This window comes from Geodermatophilus sp. SYSU D00742, assembly GCF_054049935.1.
In genome coordinates, this window is the sequence record NZ_JBJGYJ010000012.1 from 119,919 (window position 1) to 134,697 (window position 14,779).

Below are 14,779 nucleotides of genomic sequence, written 5' to 3' on the forward strand. Positions count from 1 at the left end.
TCTGCCAGGCTGGGGGCATGACGCGCGCGCCGTACCTGTCGGCCCGGCTGCAGGGCTTCGGGACGACGGTCTTCGCGGAGATGAGTGCGCTCGCCGTCGCCACGGGCTCGATCAACCTGGGCCAGGGGTTCCCCGACTACCCGGGCCCGCCCGAGGTGCTCGACGTCGCCCGGGCCGCCATCGGCACCGCGCACGACCAGTACCCGCCGGGGCCGGGCATCCCGGAGCTGCGGGAGGCCGTCGCCGAGCACGTGCAGCGCTTCGGCGGGCACGCCTACGCCCCGGCCGACGAGGTCCTGGTGACCGCGGGCGCCACCGAGGCGCTGTCGGCGGCGCTGCTGGCGCTGCTGGAGCCCGGGGACGAGGTCGTCCTGTTCGAGCCGATGTACGACTGCTATCCCGCAGGGATCGCGATGGCCGGTGGCGTCGCGCGGCCGGTGCCGCTGCGGCCCCCGGCGTCCGGCTCCGGCGCCTGGACCTTCGACGTCGCCGAGCTGCGCGCCGCGGTCACCCCGCGGACCCGGCTGCTGCTGCTCAACACCCCGCACAACCCGACCGGCAAGGTCTTCACCCGGGCGGAGCTCGGCACGCTGGCGGCACTGGCGATGGAGCACGAGCTGCTGGTGCTCACCGACGAGGTCTACGAGCACCTGGTGTTCTCCGGCAGCCGGCACGCCTCGCTCGCCACCTTCCCCGGCATGCGGGAGCGCACCCTGGTGGTCAGCAGCGCGGGCAAGACGTTCAACGTGACCGGCTGGAAGGTCGGCTGGATCTGCGGCCCGGCCGAGCTGGTGTCCGCCGTCCGGACCGCCAAGCAGTTCCTCACCTACGTCAACGCCGGCCCCTTCCAGCCGGCGGTCGCGGCCGGGCTGCGGCTGCCCGACGAGTACTTCGACGGGATCGCCGGTGACCTCGAGTACCGCCGCGACGTCCTGGTGCAGGGCCTGGCCGAGGCCGGGCTGCCCGTGGTCGGCCCGGAGGCGACCTACTTCGCGACCGTCGACGTCCGGCCGGTGCAGCCCGACGGGGACGGCGTGGCCTTCTGCCGGGCACTGCCCGAGCGGGCGGGTGTCGTCGCCATCCCGACCGTGGTCTTCTACGACCCGGCGCACGCGCACCTGGGTCGCCACCTGGTGCGCTTCGCCTTCTGCAAGGGTGACGCCGTGCTCGGTGAGGCGGTGGAGCGACTGGGGAGGATGGGGTCGTGAGGATCGCAGCGGTACAGCACGACATCGTCTGGGAGGACCGGACGGCGAACTTCGCGCGGCTGGCCCCGCAGGTGGCCCGCGCGGCCGGCGCGGGCGCGGAGTTCGTCCTGCTGAGCGAGACGTTCTCGACCGGCTTCACGATGACGCCCGGCATCGGCGAGCCCGAGGGCGGGCCGTCGTCGCAGTTCCTCCAGGCCCAGGCGGCCGAGCACGGGGTGTGGGTGGCCGGCAGCTGCCCGGAGGTCGCGCCGGACGGCGAGCTGCCCTACAACTCGCTGGTGATCGCCGGGCCCGACGGCACCGTGCACCGGTACCGCAAGCTGCACCCGTTCACCCACGGCGGCGAGCACGAGCGCTTCCGCGCCGGTGAGAAGCCGCTGACGGTGGAGATCGGCGGTCTGCGGGTCACCCCGTTCATCTGCTACGACCTGCGCTTCGCCGACGTCTTCTGGGCCGCGGCGCTGGACACCGACGTCTACCTCGTGACGGCGAACTGGCCGGCCCGCCGCCGGCACCACTGGCAGACCCTGCTGCGGGCCCGGGCGATCGAGAACCAGGCCTACGTGGTCGGCTGCAACCGGGTGGGGCCGGCCGGCGACGGCACCGAGCACGCCGGCGACAGCATGGTGGTCAGCCCGATGGGGGAGTTGCTCGCGACCGCCGCCGGGGCCGAGACGATCGTGCTGGCCGACGTCGACCCCGCCGAGGTGGCCACCACGCGGGAGCAGCTGCAGTTCCTGCCCGACAGACGCTGACGGACGGGTCCGTGGGTGCCGCCGATCTCCGGAGACCGGAGACGGGGTGACGCCGACGGATCCGCTCTACCAGCGGGTCAGTAGCTGAAGGTGACGGCGTTGTCCTCGCCGATCCACTGCCACATGGGCACGGTGCCGCCGAGCTCGGCGCCCTCGATGAGATCGCCCTTGTCCAGGCCCTTGGCGTCGAAGCAGATCGGGCACACGAGGTAGCGCCCGCCGGCCGCGGCGTACCGCTGCAGCAGGGACGGCAGCGACGGGCAGCCCTCGCAGGCCGTGCCGACGGCGACGCCGTCGAGGGCCAGCCGCACGGCCTCCTTGGTGAGGAACATCAGTGTCTGCCGCCCTTGTTCGGCGGCTCCGACGGAGACCAGGAACGCCACGGTCACGCGCTCCGGGTCCTCGAGCCCGGTCGTCAGACTGATCACGGCCTTCTGTGCCATCAGGTCCACCACCTCGGCGAGGGTCCGCACGATCGTCCGTGCTCCCGGCACCGTGGCGGGGCCGTTCCGGATCTGTCAGCGACCTCCGGCGCGCCCCGCTCGGCTGCGGGGCGCGCCCGCACTGCGCGGTGGCGCGGGGACACGGGCCGCGACCGCGCCCCCCGGTCCGACGGTCGTCAGCGGACGCGGTCCTCGTCGACGACGATCTGCTCCCGCTGCACCTGCTCGGTCACCTGCTCCTGGCCGGTGACGACGTCGGTGCGCAGCCGCACCCGCTCGACCGGCACCACCTCGACCGAGACGACCGGCCGCTCGGCGTGCAGCACGATCTCGTCGGGCAGCCCTGTCGCGACCGGGCCCCCGGACGGTGCACCTGCCGCGCGGGGCCGGTCGGTGTCGGCCGCCAGTGACTCCCCGGGCGCCGGGTCGGGGGCGTCGACGGGCACGTGCTCGACGCGGATCTCCTCCCGCCGGATCGGGACGGTGATCGTCACCTCCTCGGTGACCACGTACTTCACCAGCCGGGCGCGGGTGGTGGCCACGCGCTCCGTGCCGACCCGGAGCTGCTCCTCGCTGCGGGTCATCGCGCCGTCGGTCTCCTGGGCCGGGGCGGTCGCGGGGCTCCGGGCCGGGGCGGTCGCGGGGCTCCGGGCCGGCGGCGCGGTCACCGCCGGCCCGGCGACGGGGACGGTGGCCCCGCCCGCGGGACCCACTGCGTCGGCCCGCACGGTGTCCCCGTCCCGGTCGGCGGTCGCGGTGCCCGTGCCCGCGGCCCCCGCGGCCCCCGCGGTGCCCGTGCCGACGGTGCCCGTGCCCCCGGCGGCACCGTCGGCGTCGCGACCAGCGGGGCCACCCGTCGCGTCGTGCCCCGCTGCGGCCTCGGTCTCGTAGTGCCGGCGCAGCAGCGCCTCGGCGTCGGGGTCCAGGTGCTCGTCGGAGACCTGCGGGGCGCTGCGCACGGCGTCCCGCGTCACCGGGAGCTGCAGGGCGCCGTCGGCGAAGGTCGCCTCGGTGGCGGGGACGACGGAGTGCCGGGTGCCGAACAGACCGGTGGAGACGGCGACCCAGGTGGGGGCGCCGGTCCGGTCGTCGGTGAAGAAGTGCTCGACGGTGCCGATCTTCTGGCCGTCGGGGCCGTAGGCGGCGCTCCCGATCGCCGCGGACAGGTCTCGTTCGCTCAACATGGGCCCGGCTCCCCTCGTCAGGAGGCCCCGCACTGGGCACTCCCCCGGTCAGCGTGCCCAGCCGGGGCCCCCGGTGAACATCGCGCGCCCGGGTGGGAGTGCTCGCGACGCCGTGCTGACCAGCCCGGACCTGGCCTACCGTGGACGGTCGTGACCACCGAGCACCTGGAGATCGAGCGCAAGTTCGAGGCCGAGGAGTCCTTCACGCTGCCCGACCTGACCGGTGTCGGTGGGGTCGCGTCGGTGGGGGCACCGGAGTCCCACGAGCTCGAGGCCACGTACTACGACACCGCCGACCTGCGCCTGCTCCGCTCCCGGGTGACGCTGCGCCGCCGTACCGGTGGCGCCGACGCGGGCTGGCACGTGAAGCTGCCCGCGGCGGCCGGCGCCCGGCGGGAGCTGCACCAGCCGCTGGGCCGCGCCTCCCGCACGGTGCCCAGAGCCGTGCTCGCGCCCGTCCTCGGCCAGCTGGGGACGGCGATCCCGGGACCGGTCGCGACCCTGCGCACCCGCCGCGTGGTGCACCCCCTGCTCGACGGCGAGGGGCGCGTGCTGGCGGAGGTGGCCGACGACGTCGTCCTCGGGACGGCGCTGGCCGCGAGCCCGGGTGAGCCGGCGACCGTCACCGGCTGGCGGGAGGTGGAGGTCGAACTGGTCGGCGGCGACGTGGCGCTGCTCGACGCCCTCACCGACCGGCTCGTGGCCGCGGGGGCGCGGGTGTCCGCGGTGCCCTCGAAGGTCGGCCGGGTGCTGGACGGCCGGCTGCCCGCCGCCGCGTCGGCCCCCACGGTCAGCGCCGACGGGGTCGGTGGGGGCGCGCGACGCGGCACGGGGACCGGGCGCGCCGCGGACGGGACGGGCAAGGCGGGGAGGAAGGCGAAGAAGGGGAAGAGGGGCAAGAAGGGCAAGGGCGACTCGCGGGAGGCGGTGGCGGCCGAGGTCGCGGAGACCCCCGAGGCCGGCGCCGTCGTCCTCGCCGCGGTGGCCGCGCAGCTGGCCGCGCTGCGGGAGGCCGACCTGGCCGTCCGCACCGGTCAGGAGGAGGGGGTGCACGACGTCCGCGTCGCCTGCCGGCGGCTGCGCAGCATCCTCGCCGCCTTCCGCCCCGTGCTGGACCGCGAGCGGACCGACCCGCTGCGCGAGGAGCTGCGGTGGGTGGGGGAGCAGCTCTCCGCCGCGCGGGACGGCGAGGTGGCGCTGGCGCACCTGCGGGCGGTGGTCGCCGAGCAGCCGGTCGAGCTGGTGCTCGGCCCGGTTGCCGCCCGCCTGCAGCAGACCGCGGTGTCCGACCACGAGGCCGGCTCGAAGACGGTGACCCGGGCGCTGACCGACCGTCGCTACCTGCGGCTGCTCGACGCGCTGGACGGCCTGCAGACCGACCCGCCGCTCACCGGCGCCGCCACCGACCCGGCGCCGGTGGTGGCGGCCGACGCGGTCCGGCGGACCGGCAAGCGGCTGCGCCGGGCGATCGCGGCGGCCCAGGCCCTCGAGGGCGCGGAGCGGGAGCACGCCCTGCACGCCGTCCGGAAGGCCGCCAAGCGGGTGCGCTACACCGCGGAGGTCGCCGCCGGGGTGCTGGGGACGCCGGCGGAGCACCTCGTCACCACCGTGAAGGAGGTGCAGGAGATGCTCGGGACCGTCCAGGACACGGTGGTCACCCGGGCGTACTGCACGCGGCTGGGGCTGGCCGCCTTCGCGGCGGGCGAGAACGCCTGGACCTGGGGCCGGTTGCACGCCCTGGAGGAGGCCCGCGCGGCGCGTGCCGCGGACGGCTTCTGGGCGGCGGAGCCGTCGCTGAGGAAGGCCGTCCGCGCGGCGTCCCGGGCCGGCTGACCGGTCTCGCGGAGGATGGCGGTACCACCCACCCCCGGATGAGCGAGGTCTGCACTGTCCATCCTCGGCCTGCTCGGCTTCGGCACGGTCGTGCTGCTCGCCCTGCTGATCCTGCACGGCTACCTGTGGTGGCGGCTGGTGCGCGGCACCACGCGGCCCGGACGGCTCCGCCGGCGGCTCACGCTGGTCACCGTCGTCCTCGCCCTGCTGCCGGCTGCGGCGGTGGTCCTCCGCCGTGAGGACTCCACCCTCGCCACGGTGCTGGCCTGGACCGGCTTCCCGTGGCTGGGCGTCGCGTTCTACACGTTCCTGGCGCTGCTGGTCCTCGAGCCGGTGCGCCTGCTGCTCCGCCCGTGGGTCCGGGACCGGCGGGCGACCGTGGAGGAGCCCGCCCTGGCGGTCGTGCCGAGCGGTGCTGCCCCCCAGCGCAGCCCCGTCCCCGAGGACCGCGATGTCGCCGACCCGTCCCGGCGGCTGTTCGTGGCCCGCGGGCTGGCGCTCACCGCCGGCGCGGTCGCCCTCGGCACCGCGGGCACGGGCGCGTACCTGGCCAACTCTCCCCCCGTCGTCCGCCGCGTGCCGGTGACCCTGGCCGGGCTGGACCCGGCGCTGGAGGGCCTGCGGATCGTCACCTTCTCCGACGGCCACCTGTCGGCGACCTACGGCGGCCGCCGCTTCGAGCGGCTCGTGGAGATCGTCAACGCCCAGCGGCCCGACGTCGTGGCCATCGTCGGGGACCTCGTCGACGGCGAGGTCGACGACCTGCGGGAGGACGTCGCCCCGCTGGCCGACCTCGTGAGCGACCAGGGCGTCTACTTCGTCACCGGCAACCACGAGTACTTCGTCGACACCCGGGCGTGGATGCGGCACCTGCCCACCCTCGGCGTGCAGGTGCTGCGCAACGAGCGGGTGGCCATCCGTCGCGGTGGCGCATCCTTCGACCTGGCCGGCATCGACGACCGGACGGCGGACCGCTCCGGCCTGCCCGGGCACGGCGCCGACCTCGACGCCGCGCTCGACGGCCGCGACGACACGACCCCCGTGGTGCTGCTCGCCCACCAGCCGGTGATGGTGGAGCAGGCGCGCGCCGCCGGCGTGGACCTCCAGCTGTCGGGCCACACGCACGGCGGGCAGCTGTGGCCGTTCGACTACGCGATCCGGCTGGACCAGCCGGCCGTGCAGGGGTACTCGCGGGTGGGCGACACGCAGCTCTACGTCACCCCGGGCGCCGGGTACTGGGGTCCGCCCATGCGGATCGGCGCCCGGCCGGAGGTGACCGTGGTGGAGCTGCGGGCGCCGTAGGTCAGAACTCGCGCAGCGCGGCCAGCACCTGCTCGGCGACGTCCTCCAGCGGCAGCTTGCCCTCGCTCTCGGCCCAGCGGACGAGGATCTGGGTGTAGGCCGACAGGCTGGCGTTCACCACGATGTCGGGGACGACGGACCGGTTGTCGGGCTCGACGACGCCGAGCACCATCTCCGCGGTCGCCCGCTCGAACGTCGCCGCGCGGGTCCGGAGCCCCGGGGTGGTGACCACGATCCGCCAGCGCTCCAGCAGCTCGTCGCGGTCCGGACCCTGGATGCTCCCCAGCCAGCCGAGGATGCCCCGGCGCATCCGCTCGGCGATGGGCAGCCCCTCGTCGTGGGCGGCCAGGACCTGCTCGATCTCGCCCCGCTGCGGCATCGGCAGGACGATGTGCTCCTTGCTGGGGAAGTGGTCGTAGAAGGTCGGTACCGACACCTTGGCCGCCGAGGCGATCTGGCCGACGGTCACCTCGTCGTACCCGTGCTCCGCGAACAGCTGCATCGCCGTGGTGTAGATGCGGCGGTGCGTCGCCTGTCGCCGACGGGCGCGCGGGTCCTGCGGCTCGGTCACAAGCGACCATCCTCCGGCCACGACGGTGCGGGACGCGCACGTACCCGCGTGGTCTCCGTCTCAACCTCGGCGTCGCGGACGGGCGGGACACCGGGTGCGCCCGACCAGCCGGCTCGCGGCGCTGCCGGCTCCACCGGCCCAGTGAGACAGACGTCTCAGACGACCAGACGTCTACCCGTCCAGTACCTTTGCGGCGTGACCAGCGCCGTGTCGGGACCGAAGTACCTCGCGGTCCGGGAGCACCTGCGTCGCCGGGTGTCCGCACTCCCGGAGTACACGGTGCTCCCTCCGGAGCCGGTGCTGTGCGCCGAGTACGGGGTCAGCCGGATCACCCTGCGCCGGGCCGTCGACGGGCTCGTGGCCGACGGGCACCTCGTGCGCGAGCAGGGCCGGGGCACCTACGTCACCCGCCCGCCGATCCGCCACGAGTACCGCGAGAGCTTCGTGCACCGCATCGCCGGGTTCAACTCGGTGATGACCGAGCAGGGCGCCCAGGTGGGCACGACCGTGCTCACGCAGCGCATCGTCCCCGTGCAGCCCCCGATCGCGGCCGAACTCGGCCTGGAGGCAGCCACCGACGTGGTCGAGCTGGTCCGGCTGCGCAGCGTCGACGGCACCCCCAACCACGTCGCGCACAGCTTCATGGCGGCGTCGGTCTACCCGCGGGCCGCCGAGGAGGACTTCAGCGAGGGATCGCTGTACGACTTCCTCCGTCGCGAGTACTCCGCCGACCTCGCCCACGCCCGGATCGTGGTCGACGTCGGCACCGCGGCGCCGGACGAGGCCGAGGTGCTGGGCGTCATCGCCGGCTCGCCGCTGCTCGTCGTCCGGACGACGGTGCGCGACAGCGCCGGGAACCCCCAGGTGCACAGCTACTCCCGGCTGCGCCCCGACGTGAGCCAGGTGGAGTTCGAGGTCTCCGTCGGCGGCCGTTGAGGGCAGGGGTGGCCATCCCGGCCCTCCGCGGGGCGGTCAGGGCGCCGTCTCGAGGTCGAGGACCATGCGCACGAACGCCGCGCGCTCCCGGGCCCGCTGCACGGTGGCGTCGGTCACCGGCTCCATGACCAGTGACAGCGGCATGGTGGTGCACGGGTAGCGCAGCAGTGCCGCAGTCAGGACGCCGGCCGTCAGCTCGGCCAGGGGGACGTCGACGCCCTCGGCCGCCAGCCCCGCGTGGTGGGCCGGGACGGCGACCTCCAGCAGCGCCGGCACCTCCTCGGGTCGGCCGAGCCCCGACTCCGCGCGGCCGAACACCAGTGGCAGGAGGTCGAAGCCGGCCGGTGCGGGCCCGGTCATCCCCCAGTCGACGAGCACGAACTCCTCCGGTCGCGCCCGCGGGCGCAGCAGGTTCATCGGGGTGGCGTCGCCGTGGGCGGGCAGCAGCGGCAGTGCCGCCAGCCGGGCGTGGACGTCGACGACCCGGCGGGCCAGCGCGCAGACCTCGTCCCGCAGCGTCGCCACCTCCGGCAGGCCGAACAGCGGGTGGTCCCAGGTGGCGTCGTCCAGCAGCCACGGCACGGCCCACGTCGCGAGCTGCTCGTCGCGGTACCCGGTGAGGACGTCGCCCCCGGGGATGCGCGGTGACGGCCGGCCGACCCGGCGGGCGGCCAGCCGGCCCAGGGCGGTTGCGGCGCGGGCGGTGTCGGCGGCGGTCCAGGGGGTGTCCAGTGGGTCGGCGTCCTCCAGCCACAGCGTCATCCGGTCGCCGTCCCGCTCGTGCACGGCGACCACCTCCGGCATCCGCAGGCCGGGCGGCATCAGCCCGGCAAGGTCACCGGTGAGGGCGTCGGCCTCCAGGCGCCAGGGGATGACGCGGTCGAGGTGGGCGCGGGTGTCGTCCGGCATCTGCCGGGGCAGGCCGTACCGCGCCGCCTGCAGCTCCTTGGTGACCAGTCGCAGCGTCAGCAGCTCGGCGCCGTCGGAGGCGGCCACCTCGACGCGGGTGAGGGCACGCGTGGTCGGCGCGGAGATGCGGTGCGGGATCGGCGTGCACGTCACGGCGTCGACGTCGAGGCCGGGGCGGTGGGTCCAGCGGCGGAGATCGTCGCGCAGTGCGTCGACGGCGAGGCCGCCGGGCAGGCCGGTCACCGGACCGGGCGGGCCGCGGCTGGGCGCGGGCCCCAGGGGTGTCGCGGGCGCGGGAGGAGGAGGGACCAGCGGTACATGGCAGGGAGGGTCGTCATGCGGACCTCGTGCGAAAATGGTCAAGCACCTTGTCTGACAAGGAGATGGTGAAGCCGCTTGTCCACTGCTGTCAACGACCGCCCGGAGCCGCTCATCTCGACCCTGTTCGAGCTGATGATGCTGCGCCTGCGCGACGAGCTGTACGCCCTCAGCGACGCCCGCTTCCCCGGCCTGCGAGCGCGGCACTACCGGCTGCTGTCGTTCCTGCCCCCGGAGGGGGAGCGGCTGAGCCGGCTCACCGAGGACACCGGGCTGACCAAGCAGGCGCTCGCCCAGGCGCTGGCCCCCCTGGAGGCGGGTGGCTACGTCGAGGTGGTGCCGGACCCCTCCGACCGGCGGGCGCGGCTCGTCCGGCTCAGCCCCCGGGGCGAGGAGGTCAACGACGCGGTGCGCGCACGGCTGGCCGTCGTCGAGGGCCGGTGGGCCGCGCGGGTGGGCGCCGAGCGGTGGGCCGCGGCACGCGGTGTCCTCACCGAGCTCGCGGTCGGTGGGCCGCGGGTCGGGGCCGACTAACGTCGGGCGGCGATCGGGAACGCCCCGGTCGCCGCCGTCCCCGGAGGTCCCATGCCCCACCCGGTCACCGCCAGCGGCACCCGCGAGGTGCCCCACGACCGGGAGCGGGTGTGGCAGGCGCTGGCCGTCCTCGCGCCCTACTGCGCCGTCTGCGACGTCTCCTACGTCGTCGACGGCAGCCGGTCACCGGGCCGCGGGACGACGTTCGTCTGCGTGCCCGGCCGGCTGGACGACGGTGCGCAACCGCCGGCCGGTGCGCCCCGGGGCGAGATCGTCGACTGGGTGCCCGAGTGCGCGGTGACCACCCGGCTGGAGCTCACGCCCGAGACCTGGACCACCCGCATCGAGCTCGCCGACGCCGGCCCGGCCGCCACGCGCGTCACGATCACCGTCACGCACGAGCCGAAGGGCGGCAACCGGCTGGCCCACCGGCTCATGCGCAGCGGGGTGCGGCAGATGGTCCAGCGCACCGTCGACGGCGAGCTCGACAAGCTACCCGCGCACGTGGACCTGTTGTCCCGGGACTGAGTGAGGGCCACGATCGGGTGACCGGCAGGTGTGCCGCAGTGATCTTGGGGTAGCCACCTCGCCGATCAGGTCCGCCGACCAGGGCGGACCTGCGAGCGCAAGGGAGAGCACCATGATCTGGGACATCCTCGGGCTCATCGTCGTCGGTCTGATCATCGGCGCGCTGGCCCGCCTCATCAAGCCCGGCAAGCAGCGGATGAGCATCATCGCGACGATGCTGCTCGGCGTCGTCGGCGCACTGATCGGTGGCTTCATCGCCAGCCTGATCGGTACCGGCGACATCTTCGAGCTCAACATCCTCGGCTTCATCCTGGCCGTGGTCGCTGCCGTGATCCTCGTCGGCGTCGCCGAGGGCCTCGGCGGCCGCAGCAACCGCGCCGTCCGCTGAGCCGGCGCCCCGGGGACCCGGTCGACCTCAGAGGTCGACCGAGTCCCCGGGGGCGAGTCGGCTGTAGGGGGTCGGCGTGCCCGGCCCCCGCTCACCCAGCATCCCGCCGACGACGCCGAGGCCGGTGTCGTTGAGCAGCCCGTCGTGCACGGCGAACGCCTGGTCGGCCTCCACCGCCCGCACGTAGTCGATGACCTCCGAGACCTTCGACCAGGGGGCGTGCACCGGCAGCAGCAGCGTCGTGACCGGTTCCTCCGGCACCGTCAGCGCGTCGCCGGGGTGGAACACCTGCCCTCCCACCAGGAACCCGACGTTCGGGATCCGGGGGAGTTCGGGGTGGATCACCGCGTGCAGCTCGCCGTGCACGGTCACGTCGAAGCCGGCCACCGTGACCGCATCCCCGTGGCCGACCACGTGCACCCGTGAGCCCAGGCCCTCCAGCTGACCGGCCACCGACCGGTTCGTCCAGAGCTCCAGCCCCGGGTCGGCGTCCATCGCCGCGCGCAGCACGTCGGGGGAGAAGTGGTCGACGTGCTCGTGGGTCACCAGGACCGCGCTCGCCCCGTCGAGCGCCGACGGGTCGGTGAAGGCCCCCGGGTCGATGACCACCCGCCGGCCGTCCTCGCTCAGGACGACGCAGGCGTGGCCGTGCTTGGTCAGCTCCATGTCACCACCTCCATGACCGCATCCTGCCCGGCTCCCGCCCGACCGGCGATCGGGTGCCCCGGCTCACCCCTCCGAGGGAGACCCCGGGCCCGGGCCGTGTCGGGCCTCCGCCGGTCTGCCGACCCACTGGTCATGAGCACCCGCACCCTCGCCCCCACCGTCGTCGCCGCCCGCAGCCGGGCCCACGGCCCGACCGCCGCGCTGTGGCACGCGGTCGAGCTGCACCGCCCCACCGCCGAGCTGGACGGCGCCTGCGAGCTGACCCTGTGCGGGTCGCTGGCCCGGGTCGAGGTCGAGCAGGTGTGGCCGGTGACCGCCCGCGACGTCTGCCCCGCCTGCGTCGTCCTCTCCCGCTGAACGACCCTCCGTGCACGTCCGCGGACGTGCCCGGAGACCCTCCTGCCGGCCCCGCGGGGCCGGGGGGAACGGCTCAGGCGCCCTCGGCCAGCTCGGCCCGGAGCCGGGCCAGCAGGTCCGATCGGTTGCTCGCACCCAGGCGCTGCCGCATCCGCGACACGTGGTGCTCCACCGTCTTGGCCGAGATGTAGAGCTGGCCGCCGATCTCCCGGTAGGTCTGCCCCGCCACGACCAGCCGCGCCACCTCCCTCTCCCGCTCGCTGAGGACCCCGCTCGGGACCGCGGGCGCGGCGACCGGCGCGGGGACGACGTCCCCGGCTGCCCGGGGCGCCGGCACCGCCGCAGCCGCCTCGCACCCGGCGCTGTCGGCCAGTGACCGGGCACAGCCCAGCAGCACCGATCGGTCCTTCTGGTCGACGGCCCGCGCGGCGGCCTGCCCGGCCAGCCGGGAGCCGTCCCAGCCCAGCCCGACGGCGGTGAGCTGCTCGGCCGCGGTCACCACGCTCGCCGCGTCGACGTCACCGGTCAGCACCCGCATCCACGACCGCCCGGCCCGGGCCAGAGTCGCCGCGTAGGGGCTGGTCCGCGCCGCGGCCACCAGCGCCGCCGCGTGCGGCCGCAGGCCGTCCGGGTCGTCGGTGAGGATCGCCGCCTGCGCGCCGCTCCAGTGCAGCGAGGTCGCCCACAGCTGCGGGTCCCCGAGCCGCGCCAGCAGGGCCTGCGCCTCGGCCAGGTGCGGCCGCAGCCGGTCGCCGTCCTGGAGCCGGGCCGCGGCCACCACCAGCTCACCCAGCGGCAGCAGCGTGAACAGGTCGACCGGGTACCGGACCACCGCCTCCCGCGCCTTCACCCACGCCCGCACCAGGGCCGGCACGTCGCTGCTGCGGCGGGCCAGCCCGACCTCCAGCGCCTGCAGGAAGACCTCGTCGCGCGGCTCGAGCTGCCCGGCGGGCTCCTGCGCCCCACCCGTGCGCGCCGGGTCCTGCGTCCCACCCGTGCGCGCCGGGTCCTGCGCCATCGCCATGTACTCGCGGGCGCGGGTCATCCGGCCGGCCAGCATGGCGATCCAGGCCAGCAGCAACAGGTGGCGCGGCCGGCACGGCGCGCCCCCGAGGTCGGCGTCCACGGCACGCTGCAGCACGGACTCGGCGACCCCCAGCTCCCCGCTGTGCAGGGCCACCAGCGCGGCCAGCGCCGCGGGGGTGTCGACCAGCAGCGCGGTGCGGCCCACCGGCTCCAGCAGCGCGGCGGCCCGGGTGAGCGTGGACAGCGCCGCGGCGATGTCGTCGGCGGCGTTCTCGCCCGTGCGCAGCGACTGCAGCACGCCCTGGGCGGTCAGCTCCTCGCTGACCGACAGCACGGTCGGCAGGCTCCCGGCCGTCCGTGCCCCCTCGAGGACGGCGCCCGCCTCGGCCGCCTCCCCGGTGGCGAGCAGGGCCAGCGCCGCCGACCCCGCCCGCTCCGGCCCGGCCAGCCGGCACAGCGTGGCCGCGCGGGCCAGCAGGCCCCGCTGGGCCAGCACCGCCGCGGCGACGCCCGCGGCGCGGGCGCGGTCGGGTGCCGCCGGGTCGGCGAGGGCGGTGTCGGCCCACTGGAGGGCGCCGTCGAGGTCCCCGGCCAGCGCGGCCGCCTGTGCCCGGCGAGCGGCCAGCCCGGCCACCGGTGCGCCGGAGCGGGCGGCGGCTCCGAGCAGCTCGCCGGCCAGGGCGGGGTCGTCGGCCAGCGCGGCCTCGCCGTGCCGCTCCAGCAGCCGGGCGGCCCGGGGGTCGCGCACGCGCTCGGCCGCCAGCCGGCGGGCGAGGTCCAGCGGCTCCTCGCCCCGCTCGACCAGCAGCGCGAGGAGCCGGCGGCGGGTACGGCGGGTGACGTCGGGCGGGGTCGCGCTCAGCAGCAGCTGGGCCACCAGCGGCACCACCGCACCGCCGGGCAGCAGCAGGCCGCTGGCCCGGCCTGCGGTGAGCAGCTCGGCCGCGTGACCCGGCAGCACGTCCAGCAGGCCGCCGAGCACGTCGTCCTCCAGCGGTGCGCCGGCGGCGACGGCGTGCAGCAGCGCCCGGGTCGCCTCGTCGACGGTCGCGAGCTGCGCGCGGACCCGGTCGGCGACCTCCTCCGGGACGGCGGACCGGGCCGACCGCCCGCCACGGGGGGCGCCGCGGCGGACGAGGGCGCGCAGCAGCGGGTGCACCAGGGCGGGCAGGCCCCCGGTCTGACCGTGGACGGCGTCGACGAGGTCGGGGGTCGCGGCCTCGCCGAGCTGCTCCCGCGCCCAGCCCCGCACCACGGAGCGGTCGGCGTGGCCGAGGACGACGGTGCGGCGGTCGGCGCCGAGCTCGGGCAGCAGCGCGGTCAGGGGCGCCGGACGGGGCCAGGGCCGGTACGCCAGCGCGATCCGCGCGCCAGGCGTGCCCACCAGGGCGGCGAGCCCGGCCGCGGCCGGCCCGGACAGGCGGTGGGCGTCGTCCACGACCACGGCGGACTCCGCCGGCAGTGCGGTGGGGTCCCCGGGAACGCCCTCGACCACCTCGAGCCCCGCCCGCCGCCACGCGTCGGCCAGCTCGCCCAGCAGGTGGGTCTTCCCGGTGCCGCCCGGCCCCTGCACGGTCACCACGGCCGGGCAGCCGCCGGCCAGCTCGCGCACGGTGGCGGCAGCGGCGGGCAGCGTGCCCGTCGCGCAGATGTCGGCGATCACAGCAGGTCCGTGCCCAGCTCGAGGACCGGCTCGGGCGCCGGCTCGGGTGCGGGATCCGGCTCGGTCGGGGTGGTCGGCCCGGGTTCCGGCTCCGGCTCGGGGGTCGGCGTGGGGTCCGGGGTGGGCTCGGGGTCGGGGGTGGGCTCGGGGTCGGGGGT

At 76.0% G+C, this 14,779-nt stretch carries 15 protein-coding genes; 9 read left to right on the forward strand and 6 right to left on the reverse strand.

All coding sequences use genetic code 11. The annotated features are described in order from the left end of the window. Positions 1-17: 17 nt before the first annotated feature. A complete protein-coding gene (locus ACI78V_RS10860; RefSeq protein ID WP_456850909.1) occupies positions 18-1,208 on the forward strand; it encodes a pyridoxal phosphate-dependent aminotransferase in 1,191 nt (396 codons plus the stop codon). Continuing rightward, complete coding sequence (locus ACI78V_RS10865) at positions 1,205-1,963, forward strand: carbon-nitrogen family hydrolase (RefSeq protein ID WP_456850910.1); 759 nt, start codon at positions 1,205-1,207, stop codon at positions 1,961-1,963. The genes ACI78V_RS10860 and ACI78V_RS10865 overlap by 4 nt, the downstream gene beginning before the upstream one ends. Positions 1,964-2,040: 77 nt before the next feature. Here ACI78V_RS10865 and ACI78V_RS10870 read toward each other — a convergent pair whose 3' ends face one another. Next, complete coding sequence (locus ACI78V_RS10870) at positions 2,041-2,406, reverse strand: DsrE family protein (protein WP_456850911.1); 366 nt, start codon at positions 2,404-2,406, stop codon at positions 2,041-2,043. Between the two features lie 176 nt (positions 2,407-2,582). Further along, positions 2,583-3,590, reverse strand: coding sequence for a PRC and DUF2382 domain-containing protein (locus tag ACI78V_RS10875; RefSeq protein ID WP_456850912.1), 1,008 nt, complete (start codon positions 3,588-3,590; stop codon positions 2,583-2,585). A 150-nt stretch (positions 3,591-3,740) separates the two neighbouring features. Between ACI78V_RS10875 and ACI78V_RS10880 the strand changes: the two genes are divergently transcribed. Together ACI78V_RS10880 and ACI78V_RS10885 are read left to right on the forward strand one after the other, a co-directional pair. Then, positions 3,741-5,423, forward strand: a complete 1,683-nt coding sequence (locus ACI78V_RS10880) for a CYTH and CHAD domain-containing protein (protein WP_456850913.1) — start codon at positions 3,741-3,743, stop codon at positions 5,421-5,423. A gap of 90 nt (positions 5,424-5,513) precedes the next feature. Continuing rightward, a complete protein-coding gene (locus ACI78V_RS10885) occupies positions 5,514-6,725 on the forward strand; it encodes a metallophosphoesterase (protein ID WP_456850914.1) in 1,212 nt (403 codons plus the stop codon). 1 nt (position 6,726) lies between these two features. Here the strand turns inward: ACI78V_RS10885 and ACI78V_RS10890 are convergent, their stop codons facing one another. Then, entirely contained in the window at positions 6,727-7,296 is a 570-nt protein-coding gene (locus ACI78V_RS10890; protein ID WP_456850915.1) for a TetR/AcrR family transcriptional regulator, read from the reverse strand. Positions 7,297-7,491: 195 nt separating this feature from the next. On the opposite strand from ACI78V_RS10890, the gene ACI78V_RS10895 reads away from it, so the two are divergent. Beyond that, positions 7,492-8,232, forward strand: a complete 741-nt coding sequence (locus ACI78V_RS10895; RefSeq protein ID WP_456850916.1) for a GntR family transcriptional regulator — start codon at positions 7,492-7,494, stop codon at positions 8,230-8,232. A gap of 36 nt (positions 8,233-8,268) precedes the next feature. On the opposite strand, the gene ACI78V_RS10900 is transcribed toward ACI78V_RS10895, so the two are convergent. Next, positions 8,269-9,384, reverse strand: coding sequence for a hypothetical protein (locus ACI78V_RS10900; RefSeq protein ID WP_456850917.1), 1,116 nt, complete (start codon positions 9,382-9,384; stop codon positions 8,269-8,271). 153 nt (positions 9,385-9,537) lie between these two features. Between ACI78V_RS10900 and ACI78V_RS10905 the strand changes: the two genes are divergently transcribed. The 3 genes from ACI78V_RS10905 (at position 9,538) to ACI78V_RS10915 (ending at position 10,909) form a co-directional block, all read left to right on the forward strand. Beyond that, the gene (locus ACI78V_RS10905; protein ID WP_456850918.1) at positions 9,538-9,993 is read left to right on the forward strand and encodes a MarR family winged helix-turn-helix transcriptional regulator; all 456 of its coding nucleotides are present in this window, start codon (positions 9,538-9,540) and stop codon (positions 9,991-9,993) included. A gap of 51 nt (positions 9,994-10,044) precedes the next feature. After that, positions 10,045-10,521 (forward strand): SRPBCC family protein, encoded by a 477-nt coding sequence (locus ACI78V_RS10910; RefSeq protein WP_456850919.1) that lies wholly within the window; start codon positions 10,045-10,047, stop codon positions 10,519-10,521. A gap of 112 nt (positions 10,522-10,633) precedes the next feature. Continuing rightward, positions 10,634-10,909: a GlsB/YeaQ/YmgE family stress response membrane protein gene (locus tag ACI78V_RS10915; RefSeq protein ID WP_456850920.1), complete on the forward strand. Its 276-nt coding sequence runs from the start codon at positions 10,634-10,636 to the stop codon at positions 10,907-10,909. Positions 10,910-10,936: 27 nt separating this feature from the next. Here ACI78V_RS10915 and ACI78V_RS10920 read toward each other — a convergent pair whose 3' ends face one another. Next, a complete protein-coding gene (locus ACI78V_RS10920) occupies positions 10,937-11,575 on the reverse strand; it encodes an MBL fold metallo-hydrolase (RefSeq protein ID WP_456850921.1) in 639 nt (212 codons plus the stop codon). A gap of 132 nt (positions 11,576-11,707) precedes the next feature. Here ACI78V_RS10920 and ACI78V_RS10925 point away from each other — a divergent pair, with 132 nt between their 5' ends. Beyond that, positions 11,708-11,932, forward strand: coding sequence for a hypothetical protein (locus ACI78V_RS10925; RefSeq protein WP_456850922.1), 225 nt, complete (start codon positions 11,708-11,710; stop codon positions 11,930-11,932). A 73-nt stretch (positions 11,933-12,005) separates the two neighbouring features. On the opposite strand, the gene ACI78V_RS10930 is transcribed toward ACI78V_RS10925, so the two are convergent. Then, positions 12,006-14,621, reverse strand: a complete 2,616-nt coding sequence (locus ACI78V_RS10930; RefSeq protein ID WP_456850923.1) for a LuxR C-terminal-related transcriptional regulator — start codon at positions 14,619-14,621, stop codon at positions 12,006-12,008. Positions 14,622-14,779: the final 158 nt, after the last annotated feature.

Bases quoted from the DNA above. Each gene is read 5' to 3' on its own strand.
- ACI78V_RS10910 (WP_456850919.1), top strand. From the start codon at position 10,045: ATGCCCCACCCGGTCACCGCCAGCGGCACCCGCGAGGTGCCCCACGAC.
- ACI78V_RS10915 (WP_456850920.1), top strand. From the start codon at position 10,634: ATGATCTGGGACATCCTCGGGCTCATCGTCGTCGGTCTGATCATCGGC.
- ACI78V_RS10925 (WP_456850922.1), top strand. From the start codon at position 11,708: ATGAGCACCCGCACCCTCGCCCCCACCGTCGTCGCCGCCCGCAGCCGG.
- ACI78V_RS10920 (WP_456850921.1), bottom strand. From the start codon at position 11,575: ATGGAGCTGACCAAGCACGGCCACGCCTGCGTCGTCCTGAGCGAGGAC.
- ACI78V_RS10870 (WP_456850911.1), bottom strand. From the start codon at position 2,406: ATGGCACAGAAGGCCGTGATCAGTCTGACGACCGGGCTCGAGGACCCG.
- ACI78V_RS10875 (WP_456850912.1), bottom strand. From the start codon at position 3,590: ATGTTGAGCGAACGAGACCTGTCCGCGGCGATCGGGAGCGCCGCCTAC.
- ACI78V_RS10860 (WP_456850909.1), top strand. From the start codon at position 18: ATGACGCGCGCGCCGTACCTGTCGGCCCGGCTGCAGGGCTTCGGGACG.